Source organism: Georgenia alba (genome assembly GCF_042665525.1).
In the GTDB taxonomy this organism is placed as follows: Bacteria; Actinomycetota; Actinomycetes; order Actinomycetales; family Actinomycetaceae; genus Allobogoriella; species Allobogoriella alba.
The window spans coordinates 1,592,901-1,616,871 of sequence record NZ_JBHTCQ010000001.1; the positions used below are offsets into that span (position 1 = coordinate 1,592,901).

25 protein-coding genes and 1 tRNA gene are annotated in these 23,971 nt (G+C 71.9%); 15 read left to right on the plus strand and 11 right to left on the minus strand.

Annotation, left to right across the window (positions count from 1 at the left end; all coding sequences use genetic code 11):
- Positions 1-8 precede the first annotated feature (8 nt).
- On the minus strand, positions 9-1,256 hold the full coding sequence (gene nhaA, locus ACFQQL_RS07300) for a Na+/H+ antiporter NhaA (protein WP_382392754.1): 1,248 nt from the start codon (positions 1,254-1,256) through the stop codon (positions 9-11).
- A 140-nt stretch (positions 1,257-1,396) separates the two neighbouring features.
- On the opposite strand from nhaA, the gene ACFQQL_RS07305 reads away from it, so the two are divergent.
- From ACFQQL_RS07305 to ACFQQL_RS07315, 3 genes are all read left to right on the plus strand, one after another.
- Positions 1,397-1,470: transfer RNA gene (locus ACFQQL_RS07305), tRNA-Leu, on the plus strand.
- Between the two features lie 171 nt (positions 1,471-1,641).
- Positions 1,642-2,127 (plus strand): hypothetical protein, encoded by a 486-nt coding sequence (locus tag ACFQQL_RS07310; RefSeq protein ID WP_382392756.1) that lies wholly within the window; start codon positions 1,642-1,644, stop codon positions 2,125-2,127.
- An 82-nt stretch (positions 2,128-2,209) separates the two neighbouring features.
- Positions 2,210-3,796 (plus strand): NAD(P)/FAD-dependent oxidoreductase, encoded by a 1,587-nt coding sequence (locus ACFQQL_RS07315; protein ID WP_382392758.1) that lies wholly within the window; start codon positions 2,210-2,212, stop codon positions 3,794-3,796.
- A gap of 16 nt (positions 3,797-3,812) precedes the next feature.
- Here ACFQQL_RS07315 and ACFQQL_RS07320 read toward each other — a convergent pair whose 3' ends face one another.
- A complete protein-coding gene (locus tag ACFQQL_RS07320; RefSeq protein WP_382392760.1) occupies positions 3,813-4,664 on the minus strand; it encodes an ABC transporter permease subunit in 852 nt (283 codons plus the stop codon).
- Positions 4,661-5,608, minus strand: coding sequence for an ABC transporter ATP-binding protein (locus ACFQQL_RS07325; RefSeq protein ID WP_382392762.1), 948 nt, complete (start codon positions 5,606-5,608; stop codon positions 4,661-4,663). The genes ACFQQL_RS07320 and ACFQQL_RS07325 overlap by 4 nt, the downstream gene beginning before the upstream one ends.
- A gap of 265 nt (positions 5,609-5,873) precedes the next feature.
- On the opposite strand from ACFQQL_RS07325, the gene ACFQQL_RS07330 reads away from it, so the two are divergent.
- Positions 5,874-6,815: a Bax inhibitor-1/YccA family protein gene (locus ACFQQL_RS07330; RefSeq protein ID WP_382392764.1), complete on the plus strand. Its 942-nt coding sequence runs from the start codon at positions 5,874-5,876 to the stop codon at positions 6,813-6,815.
- A 96-nt stretch (positions 6,816-6,911) separates the two neighbouring features.
- On the opposite strand, the gene ACFQQL_RS07335 is transcribed toward ACFQQL_RS07330, so the two are convergent.
- The gene (locus ACFQQL_RS07335; protein ID WP_382392766.1) at positions 6,912-7,316 is read right to left on the minus strand and encodes an FKBP-type peptidyl-prolyl cis-trans isomerase; all 405 of its coding nucleotides are present in this window, start codon (positions 7,314-7,316) and stop codon (positions 6,912-6,914) included.
- A gap of 178 nt (positions 7,317-7,494) precedes the next feature.
- On the opposite strand from ACFQQL_RS07335, the gene ACFQQL_RS07340 reads away from it, so the two are divergent.
- The gene (locus ACFQQL_RS07340; RefSeq protein ID WP_382392768.1) at positions 7,495-7,887 is read left to right on the plus strand and encodes a hypothetical protein; all 393 of its coding nucleotides are present in this window, start codon (positions 7,495-7,497) and stop codon (positions 7,885-7,887) included.
- 118 nt (positions 7,888-8,005) lie between these two features.
- Here the strand turns inward: ACFQQL_RS07340 and msrA are convergent, their stop codons facing one another.
- The gene (msrA, locus tag ACFQQL_RS07345) at positions 8,006-8,719 is read right to left on the minus strand and encodes a peptide-methionine (S)-S-oxide reductase MsrA (RefSeq protein WP_382392770.1); all 714 of its coding nucleotides are present in this window, start codon (positions 8,717-8,719) and stop codon (positions 8,006-8,008) included.
- Between the two features lie 274 nt (positions 8,720-8,993).
- Here msrA and ACFQQL_RS07350 point away from each other — a divergent pair, with 274 nt between their 5' ends.
- Both ACFQQL_RS07350 and ilvA read left to right on the plus strand, forming a co-directional pair.
- Positions 8,994-10,358, plus strand: coding sequence for an AI-2E family transporter (locus tag ACFQQL_RS07350; protein ID WP_382392772.1), 1,365 nt, complete (start codon positions 8,994-8,996; stop codon positions 10,356-10,358).
- A complete protein-coding gene (gene ilvA, locus ACFQQL_RS07355) occupies positions 10,355-11,560 on the plus strand; it encodes a threonine ammonia-lyase (RefSeq protein WP_382392774.1) in 1,206 nt (401 codons plus the stop codon). The genes ACFQQL_RS07350 and ilvA overlap by 4 nt, the downstream gene beginning before the upstream one ends.
- A gap of 7 nt (positions 11,561-11,567) precedes the next feature.
- On the opposite strand, the gene ACFQQL_RS07360 is transcribed toward ilvA, so the two are convergent.
- The 3 genes from ACFQQL_RS07360 to ACFQQL_RS07370 form a co-directional block, all read right to left on the minus strand.
- The gene (locus tag ACFQQL_RS07360) at positions 11,568-11,987 is read right to left on the minus strand and encodes a DUF6766 family protein (protein WP_382392776.1); all 420 of its coding nucleotides are present in this window, start codon (positions 11,985-11,987) and stop codon (positions 11,568-11,570) included.
- A 154-nt stretch (positions 11,988-12,141) separates the two neighbouring features.
- Positions 12,142-12,627: a transcription elongation factor GreA gene (gene greA / locus ACFQQL_RS07365; protein WP_382392778.1), complete on the minus strand. Its 486-nt coding sequence runs from the start codon at positions 12,625-12,627 to the stop codon at positions 12,142-12,144.
- 139 nt (positions 12,628-12,766) lie between these two features.
- Positions 12,767-13,222, minus strand: a complete 456-nt coding sequence (locus ACFQQL_RS07370; protein ID WP_382392779.1) for a DUF4307 domain-containing protein — start codon at positions 13,220-13,222, stop codon at positions 12,767-12,769.
- Positions 13,223-13,351: 129 nt separating this feature from the next.
- Here ACFQQL_RS07370 and mca point away from each other — a divergent pair, with 129 nt between their 5' ends.
- Together mca and ACFQQL_RS07380 are read left to right on the plus strand one after the other, a co-directional pair.
- Positions 13,352-14,227 carry a mycothiol conjugate amidase Mca gene (mca, locus tag ACFQQL_RS07375; protein WP_382393798.1) on the plus strand — a complete coding sequence of 292 codons (876 nt, stop codon included), beginning with the start codon at positions 13,352-13,354 and terminating at the stop codon, positions 14,225-14,227.
- The gene (locus ACFQQL_RS07380; protein WP_382392781.1) at positions 14,224-14,550 is read left to right on the plus strand and encodes a hypothetical protein; all 327 of its coding nucleotides are present in this window, start codon (positions 14,224-14,226) and stop codon (positions 14,548-14,550) included. The genes mca and ACFQQL_RS07380 overlap by 4 nt, the downstream gene beginning before the upstream one ends.
- A 21-nt stretch (positions 14,551-14,571) precedes the next feature.
- Here the strand turns inward: ACFQQL_RS07380 and ACFQQL_RS07385 are convergent, their stop codons facing one another.
- Entirely contained in the window at positions 14,572-15,696 is a 1,125-nt protein-coding gene (locus tag ACFQQL_RS07385; RefSeq protein WP_382392783.1) for a PPK2 family polyphosphate kinase, read from the minus strand.
- Positions 15,697-15,762: 66 nt separating this feature from the next.
- Positions 15,763-16,452 (minus strand): PAQR family membrane homeostasis protein TrhA, encoded by a 690-nt coding sequence (gene trhA / locus ACFQQL_RS07390; RefSeq protein ID WP_382392785.1) that lies wholly within the window; start codon positions 16,450-16,452, stop codon positions 15,763-15,765.
- Positions 16,453-16,633: 181 nt separating this feature from the next.
- On the opposite strand from trhA, the gene ACFQQL_RS07395 reads away from it, so the two are divergent.
- The 3 genes from ACFQQL_RS07395 to ACFQQL_RS07405 all read left to right on the plus strand — a co-directional run bounded on the left by ACFQQL_RS07395 (position 16,634) and on the right by ACFQQL_RS07405 (position 20,011).
- Positions 16,634-17,395, plus strand: coding sequence for an isoprenyl transferase (locus tag ACFQQL_RS07395; RefSeq protein WP_382392787.1), 762 nt, complete (start codon positions 16,634-16,636; stop codon positions 17,393-17,395).
- A gap of 436 nt (positions 17,396-17,831) precedes the next feature.
- On the plus strand, positions 17,832-19,163 hold the full coding sequence (locus ACFQQL_RS07400; protein WP_382393800.1) for a PhoH family protein: 1,332 nt from the start codon (positions 17,832-17,834) through the stop codon (positions 19,161-19,163).
- Positions 19,164-19,216: 53 nt separating this feature from the next.
- On the plus strand, positions 19,217-20,011 hold the full coding sequence (locus ACFQQL_RS07405) for a TSUP family transporter (RefSeq protein ID WP_382392789.1): 795 nt from the start codon (positions 19,217-19,219) through the stop codon (positions 20,009-20,011).
- Between the two features lie 10 nt (positions 20,012-20,021).
- Here the strand turns inward: ACFQQL_RS07405 and ACFQQL_RS07410 are convergent, their stop codons facing one another.
- Positions 20,022-20,732 (minus strand): carbonic anhydrase, encoded by a 711-nt coding sequence (locus ACFQQL_RS07410; RefSeq protein WP_382392791.1) that lies wholly within the window; start codon positions 20,730-20,732, stop codon positions 20,022-20,024.
- A gap of 176 nt (positions 20,733-20,908) precedes the next feature.
- Here ACFQQL_RS07410 and ACFQQL_RS07415 point away from each other — a divergent pair, with 176 nt between their 5' ends.
- From ACFQQL_RS07415 to ACFQQL_RS07425, 3 genes are read left to right on the plus strand one after another with little or no spacing between them, the layout of a single operon-like run.
- Positions 20,909-22,153, plus strand: coding sequence for an extracellular solute-binding protein (locus ACFQQL_RS07415; protein ID WP_382392793.1), 1,245 nt, complete (start codon positions 20,909-20,911; stop codon positions 22,151-22,153).
- Positions 22,154-22,164: 11 nt separating this feature from the next.
- Positions 22,165-23,109: a carbohydrate ABC transporter permease gene (locus tag ACFQQL_RS07420; RefSeq protein WP_382393802.1), complete on the plus strand. Its 945-nt coding sequence runs from the start codon at positions 22,165-22,167 to the stop codon at positions 23,107-23,109.
- A 1-nt stretch (position 23,110) separates the two neighbouring features.
- Positions 23,111-23,959, plus strand: a complete 849-nt coding sequence (locus ACFQQL_RS07425) for a carbohydrate ABC transporter permease (RefSeq protein WP_382392795.1) — start codon at positions 23,111-23,113, stop codon at positions 23,957-23,959.
- The last annotated feature ends 12 nt before the right edge of the window (positions 23,960-23,971 follow it).

Genomic DNA, 23,971 nt, shown 5'->3' on the forward strand with positions numbered 1-23,971 from the left:
CAGCGGGTTCAGTGCTCCGGACGCCGCGGGTGGTACCCGCGCCGCGCGCCCCGGCCGCGGATGCGGACGCGGACACGGAGCCGCAGGGCGAGCGCGCCCAGCACCGCAGCCAGCAGCGAGCCGACCAGCACCGCCACCCGGGCGTGCGCGGACCGGGGGTCGGCGGCGTCGAAGGACAGGCTCGCGATGAGCAGGGAGACCGTGAAGCCGATGCCAGCCACCAGCGCCACCGGGACGATGTCCGCAAGATCGATGCCGTGGCCCAGCCGCAGCCGGGTGAGCCGGATCAGGAGGGCCACGCCACCCCAGATGCCCAGCAGCTTGCCGATCGGCAGACCGAGGTAGATGCCGATCGAGACGGGGTCGGTGAGCATCGCCTCGAGGCCGCCGGACTCGACCACCGAGACGCCTGCCGCGAAGAACGCGAACACGGGCAGCACCAGCCCGGCAGACCAGGGCTGGACCCGGTCGGTGAACGCGTGGGTGAGCGCCTCGTCCTCGTGCCGGCGGGTCCGGGCGGGCACCGTGAGCCCGAGCAGCACGCCCGCGATCGTGGCGTGCACGCCGGAGGCGTGCATGAGACCCCAGGCGAGGACGGCGAGCGGCACCAGCAGCCACCAGGCCGTGACGCGGCGGTTCACCAGGACCCCGAACACGGCGATGACGCCGAACGCCCCGAGCAGCGCGCCCAGGTGCAGGTCTCCGCTGTAGAAGATCGCGATGACGACGATGCCGAGGAGGTCGTCCATGACCGCGAGCGTCAGCAGGAACGTCCGCACGCCGGGCGGCATCCCGTGCCCGAAGATGCCCAGGACGGCGACGGCGAACGCGATGTCGGTGGCGACCGGGACGGCCCAGCCGTGGTACGCCCCGGAGTCGGACGCGGCCTGGACGGCCGTGTAGAACAGCGCCGGGCCGAGCATGCCGAACACGGCGGCCAGGATCGGCACGAAGGCCTGCCGCAGGTCACGAAGGGTGCCGGTGACGAACTCGGTCTTCAGCTCCAGGCCGACCACGAAGAAGAAGATGGCCAGCAGCCCGTCGGCCGCCCACTCGCCGAGCGTGAGGTCGAGGTGGAGCGTGGCCGGCCCGACGACGTACTCGGTGAGCGCCTCGTACGAGTGGGCCCAGGGCGAGTTCGACCACACCAGCGCCACGAGCGCCCCGGCGAGGAGCACGAGGCCCGCGAACGGCTCGTCCTGCAGCCGCGTGCGGTAGGTGTCCAGCAGTCCTCGCCCCTGGCCATGCCTGCTCATCGTGGTGCGTTCGCTCCTTCGTGCCGTCGTGCGCCGGCCGGAGCGGGCAGCCGTCGGACCGGTCAGGCCGAGCCAGAATAGGGCGCGGCCGGCCCACGTCCCCAAATCGTGACGACGTCGTGGGGCAGGATGAGGGCGCCGCCCCCATAGCCCAACTGGCAGAGGCAGCCGGCTTAAACCCGGCCCAGTACGGGTTCGAATCCCGTTGGGGGCACCGGGCTCGGGGCCACCCGACCGACAGGTCCGGATACGGTCCCCGAGGAGGGGGCCGGCGCTGCGAGAATGACCGGCGACGCCGTGACCCGAGGGCCCGGCACAACGCCCCTGGAGGTGATCGACGTGGCGGAGGCGGTTCGCGACGGGACGGGACGGGCAAGCGACGCCGATGCCTGAGTTCCTCGACGGGCAGCCCGTCGCGCTGGTCTTCGGCTTCCTGTTCCTCGGGGCCATGGCCCGCGGCCAGATGCTGTACTGGCTGGGCCGCGTGGCGACGGAGCAGACGCTGCTACGCACCCGGCCGACGCAGGGCTGGCGGGCCCGGGCGCACACGTGGCTGACCGGTGGCGGCGCCGACCCCGGGATCGTGGCGATCCGCCGCTGGGGTCTGGTGATGGTTCCGCTGTCCTACCTCACCGTGGGCTTCCAGTCGGTCGTGCAGGCCGCGGCCGGCGTGCTGCGCATCGCCCTGTGGCAGTACACGCTCGCCCAGGTCCCCGGTGCCCTGGCCTGGGCAGCCATCTACACCACGTTCGGGTTCGTGACCTGGGCGGCCGTCGGCGAGGCGGCGCGTGGCAACGTGTGGGCCGTCGTCGTCCTCCTGGTGGCGGTGACCGCCGTGGCCGTCCTCCTCGTGCGTCGCCGCCGACGCTGAGACGGCCCCGCGTGGCCTGTCTCACGGCCGCCCACACCGCTCTGAAGGTTCCGGCTCGTGGAAACACTCCTACGATGGCCGCATGGCTTCTCTCGGACGCGCGCTCGCCCTGACCGCTGCCGTCGCCGGCGCCGGTGCCCTCACCGCCAAGGCCGTGCAGGCCGCACAGGAGGAGTCCGTGCGGCCGGTCCTGTCCTCGGGTGGCCGCACGCCACGCATCCTCATCGCGGGAGGCGGGTACATCGGGCTGTACACGGCGCTGACGCTGCGCAAGCAGATCGGCCGCCAGGACGCGGAGATCGCGATCGTCGACCCGCACCCCTACATGACGTACCAGCCGTTCCTTCCCGAGGCCGCCGCCGGGTCCATCGAGCCGCGGCACGTCGTGACGTCGCTGCGCCGGGAGCTCTCCGGCGCCACCGTGCTGACCGGCTCGATCACCGACATCCGGCACGGCGACCGCAAGGCCGTCATCGCGCCGGTCAACGAGGGTGAGCCGTACGAGGTCACCTACGACCACCTCGTCGTCGGTCTCGGCTCGATCGCCCGCACGCTGCCCATCCCGGGGCTCGCGGAGCACGCCATCGGCTTCAAGACCATCGAGGAGGCGACCGCGCTGCGCAACCAGGTGCTCGGCAAGCTCGCCGAGGCCGCCTCCACCTGGGACCCCGAGAAGCGCCGCCGGATGCTGACCTTCGTCTTCGTCGGTGGCGGCTTCGCCGGTATCGAGGCCCTCGGCGAGGTCGAGGACATGGCGCGCGCCGCCACGCAGCAGTACGACTCCATCGAGCGCGAGGACCTGCGGTTCGTCGTGGTCGAGGGCATGGGCCGGATCCTGCCCGAGGTCGGCGAGGAGCTCGGCGGCTACGCGATCGAGCAGCTGCGTGAGCGCGGCGTCGAGATCCACCTCAACACGTTCCTGAACTCCTGCGTCGACGGCAACATCGAGCTCTCGACCGGGGAGACCTTCGAGGCGGACACGATCGTGTGGACCGCCGGCGTGAAGGCGAACCCCGTCCTCGGCGACACCGACCTGCCGCTCGACGAGCGTGGCCGCGTGCGCGCCAACGCGAAGCTGCAGGTGGTCACCGCCGAGGGCGAGATCGTCGAGAACGCCTGGGCCGCCGGGGACTGTGCCGCCGTCCCCGACCTGTCCGGAGGCGCCAAGACCCCCGACGGCACCTGCGCCCCGACGGCGCAGCACGCGGTGCGCCAGGGCAAGCACCTCGGGGCCAACCTCGTGCGGGTGCTGACCGGCCAGGCGCCGACGGACTACCGCCACGAGAACATCGGCACCGTGGCCTCGCTGGGTCTGTACAAGGGCGTCGCGCAGATCATGGGGCACAAGTTCCGCGGCCCGATGGCGTGGTTCATGCACCGCACCTACCACGTGATGGCGATGCCGTCGTTCGAGCGGAAGGTGCGGATCCTGGCCGACTGGACCTCCGCGCTGTTCTTCCACCGGGAGCTCGTCCCGCTCGGCGCGCTGCAGAACCCGCGCGCGGCGTGGGAGCGAGCGACGGGCAAGGCCCCGTCGCGGACGGACAAGCCGGCCAGCGCGCCGTCGGGGGAGAAGTCGACGGGGGAGGGGACCAGCGGCAAGGGGTCCGGCTCCGCGGCGCAGACCCGGCGCTCGACCCGCGGCTCGGGCACGCAGTCGAAGAAGTAGCGTCCGGCGCGCTCCCTCAGGCGTCCCGACGGCGCAGCAGCACCGCCCCCGCGACGAGCGCGACGAGCGGGTAGGCACCGACGACGGCGACGCCCTCCCACGGAGTCAGCGCCGCCTCGCCGTCGATCGCCCCGCTGACCGACAGGAAGGCGCCTGCCGCGTTGAGCGGCACGTAGTCGCTCACGTCCTGGACCCATTCGGCGTTGATGAAGGTCAGCACGATCGGGAGGAGCAGGAGGGCGCTCAGCACCGCCGTGATCGTGCCGGCCGAGTGTCGCAGGATCGCGCCCGCGCCGAGGCCCAGCAGGGCGACCGCGACGAAGAAGAACGCCATCCCACCATAGATCTGCCAGGTGGTCTCCTGGTCCAGCGGCGGGACGAGGTCGTACTCCGCGAGCATGGACGTGGTCGCCAGCTGGGTGCCCGCGATGCTCAGGGCGGCGGTGACGGCGGAGACCACGACGAGGGCGATCGCCTTGGCGACCAGGACGGGCAGTCGGGTCGGGACGGCGGCGAGCGTGGAGCGGATCATGCCGGTCGAGTACTCGCCCGTCACCAGCAGGGATCCCAGCACGCCGATGGCGACGGCGCCGAAGGCGTAGCCGGCGGTGACGATCTCGGCGCCGTGCAGATTCTCGGCCACGGCACTCATCTGCGGGTTGTCCATCATGAAGTCGAGGGAGCTCGCCTGGACCAGCGCGAACAGGACCATGACGAGGACCGTGATGCCCAGCGTCCACCAGGTCGAACGGAGCGAGAACAGCTTGATCCACTCACCCCGCATGACGCCGGAGAACCTCAGTCGTGCGGCGGTCCTGCGGGAGGCGCTCTCGCGCCGGGCGCGACGCTCGGTCGTGGCGGCGGTCATCGGGCCGGCGCCTCTCCGGCGCCCGCGGCGCCGACCTCGGCGGTCTCCGACCGGTACTCGACGTCGTCCTGGGTGAGGGTCATGTAGGCGTCCTCCAGGCTGGCGCGCTGCGGGGTGAGCTCGTGCAGGGCGATCCCGTGCTCGGCGGCGGTCTCGCCGACCTGCTCGGCCGTCGTGCCGTGGACGTCGAGGACGCCGTCGTCGCCGCGCTCGACCGTCGCGCCGCGGCCGAGCAGCAGCTCGGCGAGCTCTCCGGCACGGGGGGAGCGGACCCGCACGCCGGTGCGGGAGACCGAGTCGATGACGTCCTGGACGGGGCCCGAGGTGATGATGCGGCCCCGGCCGATGACGAGCAGGCGGTCCGCGGTCAGTGCCATCTCGCTCATGAGGTGCGAGGACAGGAACACCGTGCGGCCCTCGCCGGCCAGGTACTTCACCAGCCGGCGGACCCACTGCACCCCCTCCGGGTCGAGCCCGTTGACGGGCTCGTCGAGGATGAGGGTCTTCGGGTCCCCGAGCATCGCCGAGGCGATGCCGAGCCGCTGGCCCATGCCGAGGGAGAAGCCGCCGACGCGCTTGCGGGCGACGCCGGACAGGCCGGTCATCTCGATCACCTCGTCCACCCGCTTGGTCGGGATGCCGTGGGTCGCCGCCATCGTGCGGAGGTGAGACCTGGCGGTGCGGCCGCCGTGGACCGCCTTGGCGTCCAGCAGGATGCCCACCTCGGCCAGCGGCGAGGCGTGCCGGGCGTAGGGCCTGCCGTTCACGGTCACGCTGCCCGTCGTCGGACGGTCGAGGCCGACGATCATCCGCATGGTGGTGGACTTGCCGGCGCCGTTCGGCCCGAGGAAGCCCGTGACGGTCCCGGGCTCGACCGTGAAGCTGACGTGGTCGACGGCGGTCTTGGCGCCGTAGCGCTTGGTGAGGTCGTGCGCCTCGATCATCGTCCGCCCTTCGCGTCGGTGGTGCTGGTCGCGACAGGACCACCGTAAGTCGCCGCGGCGGCCGTCGGGATCGGCCTGGAGGAGGAGATGTGGACGACTGGGCACGGCGGTTTCGCGCGCGAGACGGAACTCAGGACGGCGTCGCGGCGTTTCACCGGTCGAGAAGAAGCTTCGGCGGCGGACGGTGCCGACCCGTACGATGGTCGCAAGGCCAGCGACTTTCCCGGGTCCGAACCGGATCCGGTCGCCGCGACCAGGAGGCACAGTGAGCAACCCCGTCTTCGAGCGCAGCTCGATCTTCGGCAAGAACGCCCAGCGAACTCCGAACGGCTATCCCGGCTACCCGGGGTACACGCCCGGGCAGGGCACCGGGTACGCCGCGCCGGGCCAGTATGGCACCGCGCAGCAGACGTACGGGCAGACGCAGTACGGGCAGCAGTACGGCCCCGCCCAGGACCAGCAGCTGCGCGACCTCGAGCACGCGTACCAGGGGCCGCCGGCCGCACCGGCCGACACCGGACGGATGACGTACGACGACGTCATCATGAAGACCGGCATCGTCCTGGGCCTCATCGTCCTCGCCGGCGCCGCCAACTGGCTGCTGTTCGGCGCGAACATGCTCCTGACCTTCGGCGGCCTCGTCGTCGGGCTGGTGCTGGGCCTGGTCAACGCCTTCAAGCGTGAGCCCTCCCCGGCGCTGATCATGGGCTACGCGGTGGCCGAGGGCCTCTTCCTCGGCGGGATCTCCGCGTTCTTCGAGGTCATGTACCCGGGCATCGTGCTGCAGGCGGTGCTCGCCACCACTGCGACGTTCGCCGCGTCACTGCTGCTCTTCCGCTCCGGCAAGATCCGGGTCACGCCGAAGTTCACCCGGTGGCTGCTCATCGCGGTGGTTGGCTACGCGCTCTTCTCGCTGGTGAACCTCGTGCTGATGCTCACCGACGTCGCAGGAGGCGAATGGGGCCTGCGCGGTCTCGCGATCTCGATCGGACCGTTCGACGTCCCGCTCGGCGTCCTCATCGGCCTCTTCGCTGTCGGTCTCGCCGCTCTCTGCCTGATCATGGACTTCGACGCCATCAAGCGTGGCGTCGAGGGCGGCGCGCCGGGCCGCTACGCCTGGTCGGCCGCGTTCGGGCTCGCGGTCACCCTGGTGTGGCTGTACATCGAGTTCCTGCGGCTCATCGCGATCCTGCGCGGCGGCGAGTAGCAGCGCACGCAGCACAGCCGCAGAACGGCGGCCGTCCCGATGGGGCGGCCGCCGTTCTCTTGCCGGTGGTCGTCTTGGCGGTGCGGGCCGTGCGGGCTACTCGACGCCGACCACGTCGACCACGAACACCAGGGTGTCCTCGCCGCCGATGCCCGCCTGCGGCACGCCGCGGGGACCGTAGCCGTGCTCGGGCGGCACGGAGAGCAGGATGCGGGAGCCGATCTGCTGGCCGACCAGCCCGTCGTCCCAGCCGCCGATGACCACGCCCATCCCGATCGGGAACGAGATGGTCGAGCCGCGGTCGTAGGAATTGTCGAACACGTGGCCGTCCCACGTCTGACCGAGGTAGTTCACGACGATCGTGTCGCCCGGGTTCACCGCCTCGCCGGTGCCCTGCTCCAGCACCTGGACCTGCAGGCCCTGCGGTGCGTCGCTGCCGGGGAAGGTGAGGGCCGGCTTGTCGCCGAAGGTGCCGCTGACGGTAGGAAGCTTGGGGATCATGCCGTCCACCCTACGTGCCGGTCCCGACGGCACGGCCGGCGTCGCCGATCCCCCTCGCGAACGTGGTGCGCACCGAAGCCGTGGCGCCCGAGCACCCTGCCCGTCTCGTGACCAACCCGAGACCGATCGGCCGGCCGTTTCCGTCCCGCCCCGGCGGGCGAGCTCAGAGAATGCCGCCGTGCCCTACTCGTCACAAGCCGGCCTGTCGGCCGTCGCCTCCGCCGCCTACCCGTCCGCCACGCCGTCCACCGCCGAGGAGCCCCCTGCGGTGACCGCCGCGTTCCTCGACGCCGGCCCCGCCCCGAGCGTCGAGCTCCGCGGCCGTGCCGACGATGTCGCCCGTGTCCTCGGGACGTGCGTCGCCGAGATATCGACCGCCGTCGGCGCCCTCGACCGGCCCCACCGCAGCACCGAGATCGACGGCGTCGCCCTGGCCCTCCTGGCGCACCTCGGCGCCGCCATCGTCGCGGCGGGCGAGCTCGCCAGCCGGGTCGGCGATGTCAGCGCCGTCCCCGGCGAGCAGCCCGCGTGTGACGCGGGGGCCACCCCCGACCACGTCGAGGTGGCCTGACGACGGCATCACGGCGATCCTCGGCTGCCCGGACCAGGCCACCGCGAGACGGCCCGTCCCTCCGTGCCCGTTCCTCTGCGTGCGATGTGCGGGGTGTGCCGCACGGCCGATGCGTCGCTCAGTCGACGCGCACGAAGTTCCCGCCCGCCGGCGCCTGCCCGGCACGCTCCGGGATGTCGCTGCCGACCAGGCCCACCGGGCACGTCATGCCGTTGGGTCCGTGGTTGCAGTAGCCGCCCGGGTTCTTGTGCAGGTACTGCTGGTGGTAGTCCTCGGCGTAGTAGAACTCGCCGGGGAACGGGAGCAGCTCGGTGGCGATCTGGCCGTGCCCCTGCTGGGTCAGAACCTCCTGGAAGGCCGTCCGGGTCGCCCGGGCCGCGGCCTCCTGCTCCGCCGTCGTCCAGTAGACGCCGGAGCGGTACTGGGTGCCGACGTCGTTTCCCTGCCGGTTCGGCGTCGTCGGGTCGTGGTTCTCCCAGAACGCCTTCAGCAACAGCTCGGGGGAGGTCTGGTGGGGGTCGTAGACCACCTGGACGGCCTCGGTGTGCCCGGTCAGGCCGGTGCACACCTCCTCGTACGTCGGGTAGGGCGTGAACCCGCCGAGGTACCCGGCGGCGGTCGAGACCACGCCGGGCTGCCGCCAGAAGATGCGCTCGGAACCCCAGAAGCAACCCATCGCCACGTAGAGGGTCTCGGACCCGGGCGGCCACGGGCCCTGCAGCGGCGTACCCAGCACCTCGTGCGTCTCGGGCACGTCGAAGGGACTGGCGTCCCGGCCGGGCAGCGCCTCGTCCGGCGTGACCATGGTCGTCTTGCGTTCCGTGAAGAACATCGAGCCTCCCGCTCAAGAACCTGTCCCAGGTGTCAACGGCTCGGCCGCCGCAGGTGTTCCGAACCCATTGTCCGTCACCCGCGCCGGGCGGGGGCCGCGCCATCCCTGCGCTCTCGGCACGTGAGAGCCCACGATCCCCGCCGTCGTGCGTCTGCGGCCGCCTCACCTGGCGGGACACGGCGGTGCTCACGTGGCGGATGTGCGCACAGGTCGTACCCTGACACAGAGCAAGGCGTCGCCGCCCGGGCGACGATCCGACGTCGAGCAGGGGTCCATGAGTCAGAGCAGCCGCACCCGCCGGGGCCTGCTCGGTCGCGCCCGCAAGGAGCCGGCCGCTGACCAGGCCGACCGCGAGGACGAGGGCACCGCCAGGGACGGGGGCGCCGAGGCGACAGTCGGTGCGCCGCCCCACAGGGGTCTCGTCCACGGGGTCCCGAAGACCCTCGTCATCGCGGCGGGCTGGTCCTGGCGCATCCTCGTGCTCGCCGCCGCCCTCGCCCTGCTGATCTTCCTGATCATCACGTTCAAGACGATCATCGCGGCCGTCCTCATCGCACTGCTCATCACGGTGCTCCTCGAGCCCGTTGCGGGCTGGCTGCGGCGCTTCCTGCGGTTCCCCCGAGCACTGGCCTCCGGTGCGGCCATCCTGCTCCTGCTCGGTCTGGTCTCCGGCCTGCTGGTGCTGGCCGGGCGGTCCATCGTCGACGGGTTCGGCGCCCTCGCCGACCGCGTCACGGCGGCCTTCGACGACGTCGTGGAGTGGCTGACCACCGGGCCCTACGCGGTGGACCAGCAGCAGATCCAGCAGTGGATCCAACAGGCACGCGACCAGGTCAGCGCCAACTCGGACACCCTCGTCAGCGGAGTCCTCGGCGCCACCAGCTCGGTGGCCTCCGTCGCCACGGGGGCCATCCTCATGCTGTTCTGCCTGTTCTTCTTCCTCAAGGACGGGCGGAAGATCTGGCACTGGTTCGTCCGCCTCGCGCCCGACCCGGCCCGGCACCGCATCAACGAGGCGGGCATCCGCGGCTGGGCGACCCTCGGCGGCTACACCCGCACCCAGATCCTGGTCGCCTTCGTCGATGCGGTGGGCATCGCCGTCGGCGCCGCGATCCTCGGCGTGCCGCTCGCCCTGCCGATCGGCATCCTCGTCTTCCTCTTCTCCTTCATCCCGATCATCGGTGCCGTGCTCTCCGGCATCGTCGCCGTCGCGGTCGCCCTCGTCGACCAGGGTCCGATCCCGGCGCTGATCATGCTCGGCATCGTGCTGCTGGTGCAGCAGCTCGAGGGCAACGTGCTCCAGCCGTGGCTCCAGGGCAACGCCCTCGCCCTGCACCCGCTGGCCATCGTGCTGGCGGTGACGGCCGGGACGGGCATCGCCGGGCTGCTCGGCGCGCTCTTCGCCGTGCCGGTGGTGGCCACGATCAACACCGTCCTGCTCTACCTCTACGGGCGGGACAAGTATCCCAAGCTCGCGGCCGACGCCGACCGCTCGGGCGGCCCACCGGGCACCTACGTGCACACAGAGGACGCGGCCGAGGAGCCGGTCGCCGCGACGCCCGCGGCGGCGGCCACGCCGACGGCGGAGAGCCGGGACGGACGCGGGCGAGGCGGGACCGGCGGCGGTACCGACCGGTGACCTTCGACCGCCGGACGTTCGAGCAGGCCGCTGCCACGCTCGAGGGGATCGTCCACCGCACACCCGTGGAGGAGTGCTCCTCCCTCACCGAGATCGTCGGCACGCCCGTCCTGCTGAAGACCGAGAACCTCCAGCACACCGGATCCTTCAAGCTGCGTGGCGCCTACCTGCGGATGAGCCGGCTCGACGAGGACGAGAAGGCGAGCGGCGTCGTCGCCGCCTCCGCCGGGAACCACGCGCAGGGCGTGGCGCTCGCGGCCCGGCTGCTCGGCCTCTCCGCCCGCATCGTCATGCCCGCCGACGCCGCGCTGCCCAAGGTCGAGGCGACCCGCCGGTACGGGGCCGAGGTGGTGCTCACCGGACCGGACATCGAATCCGCCCTCGCCGCCGCCCGCGAGGACGCCGAGCGCACCGGACGCGTCCTGATCCACCCCTACGACCACCCCGACATCGTCGCCGGCCAGGGCACGATCGGCCTGGAGATCGTCCAGCAGGTGCCAGACGTCCGCACGATCGTCGTGCCGACCGGTGGGGGAGGGCTGCTCGCCGGGGTCGCCGCGGCGGTGCACAGCGTCGACCCGAGCATCGAGGTCGTGGGGGTCCAGGCGGCGACGGCGGCGGCCTACACGGCCTCGCTCGAGGCCGGGCACCCGGTGCTGCTGCGCGAGATGAACACGATGGCGGACGGGATCGCGGTCGGACTGCCGGGCGAGGTGCCGTTCCGGCTCATCACCGAGCACGTACGGGAGATCCGGACGGTCAGCGAGGACCTGCTGTCCCACGCCGTGCTCCACATGGTCGAGCGGGCGAAGCTGGTGGTCGAGCCTTCGGGCGCCGCCGGTGTCGCGGCGCTGCTGTCCGCCCCGTCGGCGTTCACCGGTCCCGTCGTGGTGCTGCTCACCGGCGGCAACGTGGACCCGCTCGTGCTGCTGGGCATCATCCGGCACGGCATGACCGCCGTCGGCCGGTACCTGCAGGCCCGGGTGCTCGTGAAGGACTCGCCCGGCAGCCTCGCCCGGCTGCTGGCCGCCCTTGCCGAGACCGGCGCGAACGTCGTCGACATCTCCCACACCCGCACCTGGACGGGCCTCGCCGTGGACGAGGTCGCCATCACGGTCGAGATGGAGACCAAGGGCCCGGAGCACCGGGACGCCGTCGTGGCCCGTCTGCGCGAGCAGGGTTATCCCGTCCTCGCGCCCTGAGCCCGCGTCAGCCCGTGTGGCCCGCCTGGCGGGTGGCCTGGTGCTCCTCGGCGATCTCGAACTGCTGCGGGTCGATCCCGCGCTCGGTGAGCAGCCGGTCGATCTTCGCCTCGACCCGGTCCGCGCCCTCGCGCGACTGCGAGGAACCCCAGAAGTAGAACATCGCGAGCCCGGCCGCCTGCCACACCAGCTGGAGGAACTCGGACTGCCAGTTCTCCAGCGTCGCGGACAGGAACTCGGGCCAGAACTGCGCCCACTCGAAGGTCTCGCCGTGGGTCGCGGCGTCGTTGCTCACCTGGATCGCCTGGAAGACGAACTGGCCGATCCACGACAGCACGAACAGTGCCCCGGTCACCAGGGCGAACGAGTAGGCCGTGAAGAAGGGTGGTCGCGGGTGAGAGTGCCGTGGGTTCAGGTCCGTCGGCATGGCTCCTCCTCTCCGGGCGAGCTGCGTAGCCGCCCGTCCGCAGAGTCGCACCGACGGCGCCGTGCCGCGACCGGAGATGCGGCCCGAGGTCGGGCCGGACGCACGTGGGCCGCCGCAGGTCAGTCCTGCGGCGGCCCATGTCAGGAGCCGGGTCTCAGCCCCGGAAGGGCTTGACCTCCTTGATCTTGACCTCGATCTGGGCGCCGTTCGGCGTCTCGTACGTCGCGGTGTCGCCCGCGCGCTTGCCCACCAGGGCGGAGCCGAGCGGCGAGGACTCGGAGTAGACGTCGATGTCGAGGTCCGGGGCGCCCTCCCGCGAGCCGAGGAGGAAGGTCCGCTTCTTGCCGGCGATCGTGCAGGTCACCACCATGCCGGACTCGACGACGCCGTCGTCCGCCGGGGCCTCGCCGACCTGCGCGTTCCGCAGCAGCTCGGTGAGCTGGTGGATCCGTGCCTCCTGCTTCGCCTGCTCCTCGCGCGCCGCGTGGTACCCGCCGTTCTCCTTGAGGTCCCCCTCCTGGCGCGCGGCGTCGATCTTCTCCGCGATCTCCTGGCGTCCCCTGCCCGTGAGGTACTCGAGCTCGCCCTTGAGACGGTTGTACGCGTCCTGGGTGAGCCAGGTGGCGCTCGTCTGTGTCACGGCTCCTCCTCCACATACGTTCGATGCCCCGGCCACACACGTGCATGGCCGAGGCATGGAACCTGTTGACGCCCGGGCTAACGCACCGTGTGCGCCGCTCCGGGGCGGCGTGTAAAGCATCGATTGTACACGTGGGGGCTCACGGGGAATCGATGATCGAGCACTCCTCCACGCTCCCGGTCGTGGCGAGCTCCGTGGTGGTGACGTCGACCACGTGGCTGGTGGTCTGCTCGGGGGACGGGCCGATCTCGACCTCGCGGTACCCGACCTGGGTGTGGTTCGTGTTGAGGGCGACGAGGGCGCAGCGCACCGTGGTCCCCGGCTCGGTGCGCACCGCGAACCGCACGGTGGTGCGCGTCGCGTCGTGCACCGTGAACCCGAGATCGTCCGTCATGACGGACGGCCGCGTGAGGTTCGCCGCCTGCACGCCCAGGCCGGCACCGACCACGAGCGTGGCGAGGATCGCCGCGAGAACGACCGTACGCCGCGAGGTCCGTGTCCGCCCGTAGCGAGCGGCCATGATGGCCGGGTCGACGGCGGAGCCGCCACCGGGCGCGGCACCGCGCTCGTCGTGCTCTTCCGCGGGAACGGTCACGGCGGCGGCCTCCTGCGATGTGGTTCTCGGAATGGTCGGACGTGCGAGACGATTGTCCCTGGTAGGTAGCCGTCGGCGCTGCTCGGGCAAAGCTGGAGGAGACACGTGACGAACGAGGCGTTGCGGCTGATGGCCGTGCACGCGCACCCGGACGACGAGTCGAGCAAGGGCGCCGCGACCATGGCGCGCTACGCGGGCGAGGGGCACCGGGTCCAGGTCGTGACGTGCACCGGCGGCGAGCGGGGCGACATCCTCAACCCGAAGCTGGCCGACGACCCGGAGATCCTGCGGGACATGCCCGGCTACCGGCGCCGGGAGATGGCCGCCGCCGCCGCGGCGCTCGGTGTCGAGCAGGTGTGGCTCGGGTTCGTCGACTCCGGCCTGCCCGAGGGTGACCCGCTTCCGCCGCTGCCCGAGGGGTCGTTCGGGCTCGAGCCGCTGGAGGTGGCCGTCGGCGCCCTCGTGCGCCAGGTGCGTGAGTTCCGCCCGCACGTGATGACCTGCTACGACGAGACCGGTGGCTACCCGCACCCGGACCACATCATGTCCCACCGGATCGCGGTCGGCGCCTACGAGGCAGCCGCGGATCCCACCGCCTACCCCGACGCCGGCGAGCCGTGGGCGGTGCAGAAGCTCTACTACGACGTGTCCTTCTCGGTGGACCGCGTCCTGGCACTGCACGAGGCGATGCAGGAGCGCGGCCTGGCCTCGCCGTTCGCCGAGTGGATCGACCGGCGCGGGGACCGGCCGCGCCGGACGCCCACGGCGCGGATCACCTGCGCGGACTACTTCCCGCAGCGGGACGACGCGCTCCGCGCGCACGCCACCCAGATCGACCCGGACGGTTTCTTCTTCATGGTGCCGCGGGACATCGAGGCGCAGGTGTGGCCGTTCGAGGAGTTCGAGCTTGCCCGTGCCCGCGTCCCGGTGGCGGACGGGTTGGAGGAGGATCTCTTCGCCGGGGTCGTGCCCGAGGGCCTCACACTGGACGAGGCCCAGCGATGATCCTCACCGCGCTGCTCGCCGAGTCCCCCTCGCCCGGCCCGCAGGAGGGTGAGCTGCAGCCCTGGGAGGTCAGCCCCGGGATCCTGGGGTTCATCTTCGGGTTCTTCCTGCTCGCGGTCGCAGCGATCCCGCTCTTCCGGTCCATGGCCAAGCACATGCGGCGGGTCGAGCACAACGCCGAGCTGCGCCGCCGCGAGGAGGAGGCGGCCGCGCCGCAGGCCGAGCACGACCCTGCGTCGTCCGACGACGCCGGGCCGTCCGACGACGGTGCCGACCGGTCCGACGGTGGGCCGCCCCGGGAGCAGGCCGGCTCACCCTCCTAGCTCGCGGTCGAGGGCAGACGCCTACTTCTTCTGCTTCTTCTTGCCCTTCCGCTTCGGCTGCTCGGCCTTCCTGCTCTTCTGCTTCGGGGCCTTCGCCGTCTTGCCCGTCTTCGCCGTCTTGCCGGTCTTGCCCGTCTTGCCTGTCTTCGGGCCTTCTGCTCCGCCGTCGTCCGGGGACTTCCTGCCCTCCACCTGGGCCACCGCCTCGGCGTGGGCGCGTTCGTCGGCCTCGAACTGGGCGAGCTTCTCCTCCGCGACGCTCCTGGCCTCGGCAAGCGTCGCCTCGCTCATCGTCGCCGCCAGACGCCGCCGCTGCGTCGCCACGCGCCACCGGGGCCGGGGCCAGCCGAGGCCGAGGTCAACGAGCGCCTGGGTCAGCAGCTCGGTGACGGCGAGCCGGGTGTACCACTTCCGATCGGCCGGGATCACGTACCACGGTGCGGCGTCGGTGCTGGTCGCCGCGAGCAGGTCCGCGTAGGCGGCCTGGTAGTCGTCCCACCGCGAGCGGGTGTCCACGTCGCCGGGACTGAACTTCCAGTGCTTGTCCGGGCGGTCCAGGCGCTCCATGAGCCGCAGCCCCTGCTCCTCGTACGACGGCATCAGGGCGACCTTGACGATGCTCGTCCCCGCCTCCGCGATCCTCGCCTCGAACCGGTTGATCTCACGGAACCGGCGGGGCCAGACGGCCTCGTCGTCGATCGTGCCCTCCACCCGCGGGACGAGGACGTCCTCGTAGTGCGAACGGTCGAAGACGCCGATGAGTCCGGGCCGGGGGAGCGCGCGCCGTACGCGCCACAGGTAGTGGTGGCGCAGCTCCTGGGGCGTCGGCACGCCGAAGGCCCGCAGCGCGACCCCCTGCGGGTCGACCATGCCCAGGACGTGGCGGACGATCCCGCCCTTGCCGGCGGTGTCCAGGCCCTGGATCACGAGCAGCACCCCCCGCGTGCCGCCGGCGCGGCCGTGGGCGAAGAGCCGTTCCTGCAGCTCCGAGAGCAGGGGTGCACGCCGGTCGAGGAACGCCGCGGCGTCCTTCTTCTTCCCGGCCCAGCCGGGGGTGGCCGCGCGGTCCAGGGCGGCCAGGTCGAAGCCGTCGCCGACCCGGAGCAGCTTGGCCGGCGGCGCCGACCACTCGCGCGTCTTACCCATCGCAGATCCCCCATCGTGGCTCGGCCGCGCGGACGTCGCGCCACCTGGGGCGAGCGTAGCGAGGGCTCAGGCGGTGTAGGCGGCGACCGAGACCGCCGCGTAGTGGCACGACCACCCGACGACGGTCCCGACGTGGAAGATCTCGTGGAACCCGAACCACCGCGGGCTCGGGTTCGGGCGCTTGGTGCCGTAGGCCAGCGCGCCGAGCGTGTAGGCCAGCCCGCCGAGCATGACCAGCCAGACGACCGCCGGGCCCCCGGAGCGCCAGAACGCGGGCAGGAACCAGACGGCGACCCACCCGAGCGCCACGTAGATCGGCACGTAGACCCATCGGGGCGCACCGAGCCACAGGATCCGCGCCGCGATTCCCAGGGCGGCGCCGGTCCACACGACCACCAGCAGCGTCGTCGCCGTGGCGGTGTCCAGGAGCAGCACCGACAGCGGGGTGTAGGTGCCGGCGATGAGCAGGAAGATGTTCGAGTGGTCGGCGCGGCGCAGCGCTCCGGCCAGGCGCGGTGACCAGCTGCCGCGGTGGTAGACGGCGGAGGTGCCGAACAGCACGACGGCGCTCAGCACGAAGACGGCGGTGGAGATCCGCGCCGCCATGGTGGGCGACAGCGCCACCAGGACCAGGCCGGCGACCAGCGCCAGTGGTGTGGTGCCCAGGTGGATCCAGCCGCGCAGGAGCGGCTTGACCGCCGCGGTGAACGACGACTCCGCGGTCGTGCCGTCGCGCTCGGGTCGTGCTGTGGTCATGGAGTGCTTTCCGCCGGATGCGCCGCCCCTCGTCCCGGGCGACGACGTCTACCTACGGTACCGTAGGTAGAGCCGCTTGCGCACCGCGATCAGACGGCCGCTGTAGCCTCACCCCAGCGAGGGCGGAGGAACGTCCGCGCCGTGGCCGGCAGGGCCGCGACGGTGTGATCGGAAGGGTGGCATGCGCGAGCCGGACCTGCTGTACCAGCTGTACGAGCGGCGGCTGCTCGCCGGCCTGGACCAGGCCCGCGTCCCCCGGCATGTCGGCGTCATGCTCGACGGCAACCGCAGGTGGGCGCGGGCGGTCGGGATGCCGGCGGCGCACGGCCACCGCCGCGGCGCCGACAAGATCACCGAGCTCCTCGAGTGGTCCGAGGAGGTCGGCGTCGAGGTCGTCACGCTCTGGATGCTCTCCACCGACAACCTCCACCGCGACCCGGACGAGGTCGGCGACCTGCTCGACATCATCGCGACCGCGGTCGAGACGCTCGCCCGGCGGCGTCGCTGGCGGCTCAAGGTCGTCGGGTCGCTCGACCTGCTGCCGGACTGGATGGCGCAGCGCCTGCGGGCGGCCGAGTCCGGCACCGCGGACGTCACCGGCATGCAGGTCAACGTGGCGATCGGCTACGGCGGGCGGGATGAGATCGCCGACGCGGTCCGCTCGCTCCTCCGCGAGCGCGCCGGCGCGGGGGAGTCCCTGGAGTCGGTGGCGGAGTCGCTGACCGTCACCGACATCGCCGACCACCTCTACACCAAGGGCCAGCCCGATCCCGACCTGGTCATCCGCACCTCCGGCGAGCAGCGCATCGGCGGATTCCTGCTGTGGCAGTCCGTGCACAGCGAGTACTACTTCTGCGAGGCGTACTGGCCGGACTTCCGGCGGGTCGACTTCCTGCGCGCCCTGCGCGACTACGCCCAGCGCGAGCGCCGCCTCGGCCGCTGAACGGACCGCCTCCGGCGCGCCACACCCCGCCCGTTCCGCAGCCCGAGCCAACGTTGCGGAAGGGGCCCGTGTGAACAACGTGTTGCGAGCCCTCGACCGTCCGGTGTCATTCGTCCCTGCACCGGGCGTGTCGCGGTCATGCGGTGCCGAGCGCGTCGTAGCGTCGAGTGTGATGGACGGCACACCCGTCGTCCTCCGGGAGGTCAGCCCATGCAGCAGCCCGCTGCGGAGGGAGGGGCCTCCGGCCCCTGCCAGGGCCGGACCACCGCCCCCACCACCGTGCCCGGGCAGCCGCGCGTCGTGCGCGGCCGGCAGGCGCAGCGAGTCGGCGCCCCGTGCGCCGAAGGGAGCCTTCGTGAGCACTGACCGCACCACCAGCGCGCCCCAGAGCACCGACGTCCCCACCGTCGACGGCGGCACCTCCGTCGCCTCGGTCATGGGCGTCGCCGAGCCGACGGGCACGGCGCTGCGCACCTACGTGCTGGACACCTCCGTGCTCCTGTCGGACCCGAGAGCGATGCTCCGGTTCGCCGAGCACGACGTCGTCCTGCCGGTGGTCGTCATCACCGAGCTCGAGGGCAAGCGGCACCACAGCGAGCTCGGCTACTTCGCCCGCAGCGCCCTGCGGCTCCTCGACGACCTCCGGGTCCGCCACGGCAAGCTCGACGAACCGGTCCCGGTGGGGCAGGACGGCGGGACCGTCCGGGTCGAGCTCAACCACTCCAGCGACCAGGTGCTGCCCACCGGGCTGCGGCTGGGCGACAACGACACCCGCATCCTCGCCGTGGCCGCCAACCTCGCCGCGGAGGGCAACGACGTCACCGTCGTCTCGAAGGACCTGCCGATGCGGGTCAAGGCCTCCGCGGTCGGCCTGCACGCCGAGGAGTACCGCGCGCAGCAGGTCGTCGACTCCGGCTACACCGGCATGACGACTGCGGAGCTCACCGAGTCCGAGATGGCTGCCATGTGGGACAGCGGCCACGTGACCGTCGCCGACCTCGCCACGCCGGGCACGCTCGCCACCGCACCGGTCAACACCGGGACGGTGCTGCACGCCCCCCGCGGCTCCGCGCTCGGCCGGGTGGCCGCCGACGGCACGGTCCAGCTCGTGCGCGGCGACCGGGAGGTGTTCGGCCTGCGGGGCCGCAGCGCCGAGCAGCGCATCGCGATCGACCACCTCACCAACCCGGACCTCGGGATCGTCTCCCTCGGCGGCAGCGCCGGCACCGGCAAGTCCGCGCTGGCGCTGTGCGCCGGGCTCGAGGCGGTGATGGAGCGTCGGGAGCACCGGAAGGTCATCGTGTTCCGGCCCCTGTACGCCGTCGGCGGGCAGGAGCTGGGGTACCTGCCGGGCGACCAGAGCGAGAAGATGAACCCGTGGGCCGAGGCGGTCTACGACACGCTCGGCTCCGTCGTCGCGCCGGAGGTGCTGGACGAGGTGCTGGGTCGTGGCATGCTCGAGGTCCTGCCGCTGACCCACATCCGCGGCCGCTCGCTCCACGACGCCTGGGTGATCGTGGACGAGGGCCAGTCGCTCGAGCGCAACGTCCTCCTGACGGTCCTGTCCCGCATCGGGCAGAACTCGAAGGTCGTGCTGACCCACGACGTCGCCCAGCGCGACAATCTCCGGGTGGGCCGGCACGACGGCGTCGCGGCCGTCGTCGAGGCGCTGAAGGGCAAGGAGCTGTTCGCGCACGTGACGCTGACCCGTTCCGAGCGCTCCGCCGTCTCGGCGCTGGTCACGGAGCTGCTCGAGGGCACCGACTGACCACCGGCTGAACGGGCGCGCACCGGCTCTTCCGAGAGTGCGATGCTCGGGCTGTGCCCGAGCTCAGCGTCCCCGCGTGGGGTCTCCTCCTCGCGGGGGCGCTGCTGGTGGGGATCGCCAAGACCGCGCTGCCGGGTGCCGGCACCCTCGCCGTCGCGCTCTTCGCGGCGGCGCTGCCGGCCCGGGAATCGACCGGCGCGCTGCTCCTGCTGCTGATCGTCGGTGACCTGTTCGCGCTGGCCATCTACCGCTCGCACGCCGATCTGCGCCTGCTGCGGCGGCTCGTCCCCCCGGTCCTGCTCGGCGTGGTGGCCGGCGCGGTGTTCATGGCGATCGCGGACGACTCCGGTGTCCGCCGGACCATCGGCGCCATGCTCCTGGCGCTCATCGGCCTGACCCTGGTCCGCCGCTGGATCGAGCGACGGAAGCGTGCCCGGGAGTCCCTGACCCCTTCGGAGCAGCCCGCCGAGCATCCTCCGCGCCCACACCGGCCGCGGCGCGGCGCCACCCTCGGCTACGGCGCGCTGGGTGGCTTCACCACCATGGTGGCCAACGCCGCCGGGCCGGTCATGTCGCTGTACTTCCTGGCCACCACCACGTCGGTCGACCGGTTCCTCGGCACCGCGGCATGGTTCTTCTTCGCCGTGAACGTCGCCAAGACCCCGTTCTCGGTCTCACTGGGCCTGATCGACGCCGGCACGCTCCGGCTCGACCTGCTCCTGCTCCCCGGGGTCGTGCTCGGCGCGGTGGTGGGGCGGGCGATCGCCAAGCGCCTCGACTTCGCCGTGTTCGACCGGCTGGTGGTCGTGCTGACGGTCATCTCGGCCGGCTACCTGGTGATCGCCTGAGGCGGGCCGGTCAGGCGTCGCGCTGCTCGCCGACGTCGCCGAGGTGGTCCACCAGGTGCGCGGTGCCGTCGGCGAGGGTGTACTCGACGCCGACGACGGCGCACCTGCCGGCGGCCACCGCCTCGGCCACCACCCCCGAGTAGTCCCTCAGCATCTGCACCGTGGCGCGGACGTGGTTGCGCCGCAGGGTGTGCTCGTCGGGCAGGGAGAGGTGCCGGGACCGGCTGCCGTCCGCGCCCGGCGCGATCCCGGGGTCGCCCAGCTGCGGGCGCGTGAGCAGCGAGGGGATGACCCGGTCCACGACCGTCCGGACGAACCCGGTGGGCATCGTGCCGGTGAGCAGCGCGTCGGTGGCGGCGGCCACGGCGCCGCACCGGTCGTGCCCGAGGACCACGACGAGCGGCGCCCCGAGAATCCCGACGCCGTACTCGACGGAACCGATGACTGACGCGTCGAGGACGTGCCCGGCCGTGCGCACCACGAAGAGGTCGCCGAGCCCCTGGTCGAAGATGATCTCGGCCGCCACGCGCGAGTCCGAGCAGCCCAGCAGGACCGCCGACGGGTGCTGCTCGGCGGCGACCTCGGCGCGTCGGTCGGCGCCCTGGGACGGGTGCGTCATGGCGTCCGCGACGAACCGCGCGTTCCCCTCGCGCAGCTGCCGCCAGGCCTCGGCGGGGGTGGGCGGGACGTGTGTGCCGGGAGTCGGGGGTACGGGGTCCACGTGCTCATCCTGGCACCACGTCGCGGCACTCGGGGTGCTCGTCCGTGCCGCGTCACCGCAGATCGGGCGCGTGCCCGCCGGCAAGGGGGATGCGAGAATCCGCAAACAGGTGTTAATTGGTGCCACCCGCGGCGTCGCGGGGTGAGTCGATGTCTGGGGGAGATGTGCGACGACGGATGGTCGCGACGGCCCTCGCCGTCGCGGTGAGCGCGAGCCTCGCGGCGTGCGCCGCGGACTCCGGCCCGCCGGTGCTGACCTGGTACATCAACCCGGACGACGGCGGGCAGGCAGAGCTGGCGCAGCGGTGCACCGAGGAGGCCGACGGGGCCTACCGCATCGAGACCTCTCTCCTGCCGCGGGACGCGGCGTCCCAACGTGAGCAGCTCGCGCGACGCCTCGCCGCCGGGGACTCGTCGATCGACATCATGAGCCTCGACCCGCCGTACATCCCGGAGCTCGCCGAGCCGGGGTTCCTCGCCCCGGTCCCCGAGGACCTGCAGCGCACCGACGGGATCGTCCAGGGCGCCGTGGACAGCGCCACGTGGGAGGACGAGCTGGTCACCGTCCCGTTCTGGGCGAACACCCAGCTGCTCTGGTACCGCAAGTCCGTCGCGGAGGCGGCCGGGCTCGACATGAGCGGGCCGGTGACCTGGAACCAGGTCATGGACGCCGCGGCGCAGGAGGAGAAGCTGCTGGGCGTGCAGGGCATCAACGCGGAGTCCCTGACCGTGTGGATCAACGCCCTCGTCGCCTCCGGCGGTGGAGAGATCATCACGAACCCGGACGCCCCGGCAGACGAGATCCAGCTCGGGCTGGACAGCGACGCCGGCCGGGCCGCGGCCGAGATCATCGGCCGCATCGGCCAGGAGCGGCTCGGCGGCCCGGGCCTGCCCACGGCGGACGAGAACGCCTCGATGAACCTGTTCCAGGGTGACCAGGGGTCCTTCATGGTCAACTGGCCGTTCGTCTGGCCGGCGATCAACGACGCGAACCCCGAGGTGGTGGACGACATCGGGTGGGCCATCTACCCGCAGGTGGACGAGGGCACCGAGGCCGCTCCGCCGGTCGGTGGCATCAACCTCGGCGTCGGCGCCTTCAGCGAGCACACGGACCTCGCGTACGACGCGGTCTCCTGCATCGTCCAGCCGGAGAACCAGTCCTGGTACTTCGTCAGCAACGGCAACCCGCCCTCGTCCGAGGAGGCGTACGACGCGCCGGAGGTGCAGGAGCAGTTCCCGATGGCGGACACCATCCGTCAGTCGCTGGACCAGGCGGTGCCCCGCCCCCAGACGCCTCGCTACAACGAGGTGTCGCTGGGGCTGCAGGAGACGTGGTACCCGCCGGCCGCCGTCGGTGAGAACAGCCCGAGACAGGCCACGGACCTCATCACGGCCGTGCTGCGGGGGGAGCGTCTGCTGTGAGCACCCAGGCCATGCCGCCGGTCAGCGACCGGCCCACGAAGACCCCAGCAGGCCGCAGCTCGGCCCGTACCCGCTCGGAGCAGCGGCTCGGCTGGATGCTGGCCGGCCCGGCGTTCGTCGTCATGCTCGCCGTCACCCTGTACCCGATCCTGCAGGCGATGTACGACTCGCTGTTCAACTACCGGCTCACCGCGCCGGACGACCGCGAGCTCGTCGGGCTGGGCAACTACGCCGTGGTCCTCTCGGATCCGGTGTTCTGGCAGTCGCTGTGGGTGACGGTCCTCATCACCGTGGTCACCGTGGCCATCGAGCTGGTCCTCGGCTTCGCGCTCGCCATGGTCATGCACCGGGCGATCCAGCGGCTGCGCGGCTGGCTCCGGACGGCGATCCTCGTGCCGTACGGCATCATCACGGTGGTCTCCGCGTTCGCCTGGTTCTACGCCTTCGACATCAACTCCGGCGGCTACGTCAACAGCTGGTTCAGCTGGCTCCCGGGCATCACCGAGGACCTGAACTGGTTCGCCTCGCAGGGCCCGTCGCTGTTCGTCATCATCGCGTCCGAGGTGTGGAAGACCACGCCGTTCATCTCCCTGCTGCTGCTCTCCGGCCTGGCGCAGGTGCCCGGTGACCTGGAGGAGGCCGCCAAGGTCGACGGCGCCACCCCGTGGCAGGTCCTGCGGCGGGTGATCCTGCCGAACATGAAGGCCGCGATCATGGTCGCCGTGCTGTTCCGGGCGCTCGAGGCGTTCCGCATCTTCGACAACGTGTTCATCATGACCGGCGGCGCCAACGACACCCGGGTGCTCTCGCTGCTGGCGTACGACACCTCGATCAGCCGCCTCGAGATCGGGCTCGGGTCCACCATCTCCGTGCTGCTGTTCGCGTGCGTCCTGCTCATCAGCTTCATCGCCATCAAGGGGTTCAAGGTGGACCTGGCCAGCGCGAGGGGGGAGTGACATGGGTGCCCTGACCGGGAGGCAGAAGCTGGCCTGGGCGGCCATCACCGTGGCGGTGCTGGTCTGGTCGCTGCTGCCCGTGGCGTCCATCGTGATGACCTCCTTCAAGACCCAGGACGGCCTGTTCGAGGGCACGTTCCTGCCGCCGGAGTGGACGTGGGAGAACTACGCGGCGATCCTCGCGCCGGGCGGCAGCGCGCAGGACCTCTTCCTGCCAGCGCTGCGCAACTCCATCGGGATCACGCTCATCGCGACGTTCGTCGCCGTGGTGCTGTCCACCTTCGCGGCCTACGCGATCGCGCGGCTGGACTTCACGGGGAAGCGCCTCATTCTCACCACGGCGCTCGCGGTGTCCGTCTTCCCGGTGATCTCGGTCGTGACGCCGCTGTTCAACCTGTGGCGCTCCATCGGCCTGTACGACACCTGGCTCGGGCTCATCATCCCGTACCTGTCGCTGACCCTGCCGATCTCGATCTGGACCCTGGCGGCGTTCTTCCGGCAGATCCCGTGGGAGCTGGAGCAGGCCGCTCAGGTCGACGGTGCGACCACCTGGCAGGCGTTCCGCAAGGCCGTCGTCCCGCTCGCCGCCCCGGGTGTCTTCACGACGGCGATCATCGCCTTCTTCATCGCCTGGAACGACTTCGTCTACGGGATCTCGCTGACCTCGACGTCGGCCGCCCGGCCCGTGCCGGCCGCGCTCGCCTTCTTCACCGGCGCCTCGCAGTTCGAGGAGCCGACCGGCGCCATCTCGGCCGCCGCCGTCGTGGTCACCGTGCCCGTCGTCATCATCGTCCTGCTCTTCCAACGCCGGATCGTCTCCGGCCTGACCCAGGGCGCCGTCAAGGGCTGACCCACCACCCGC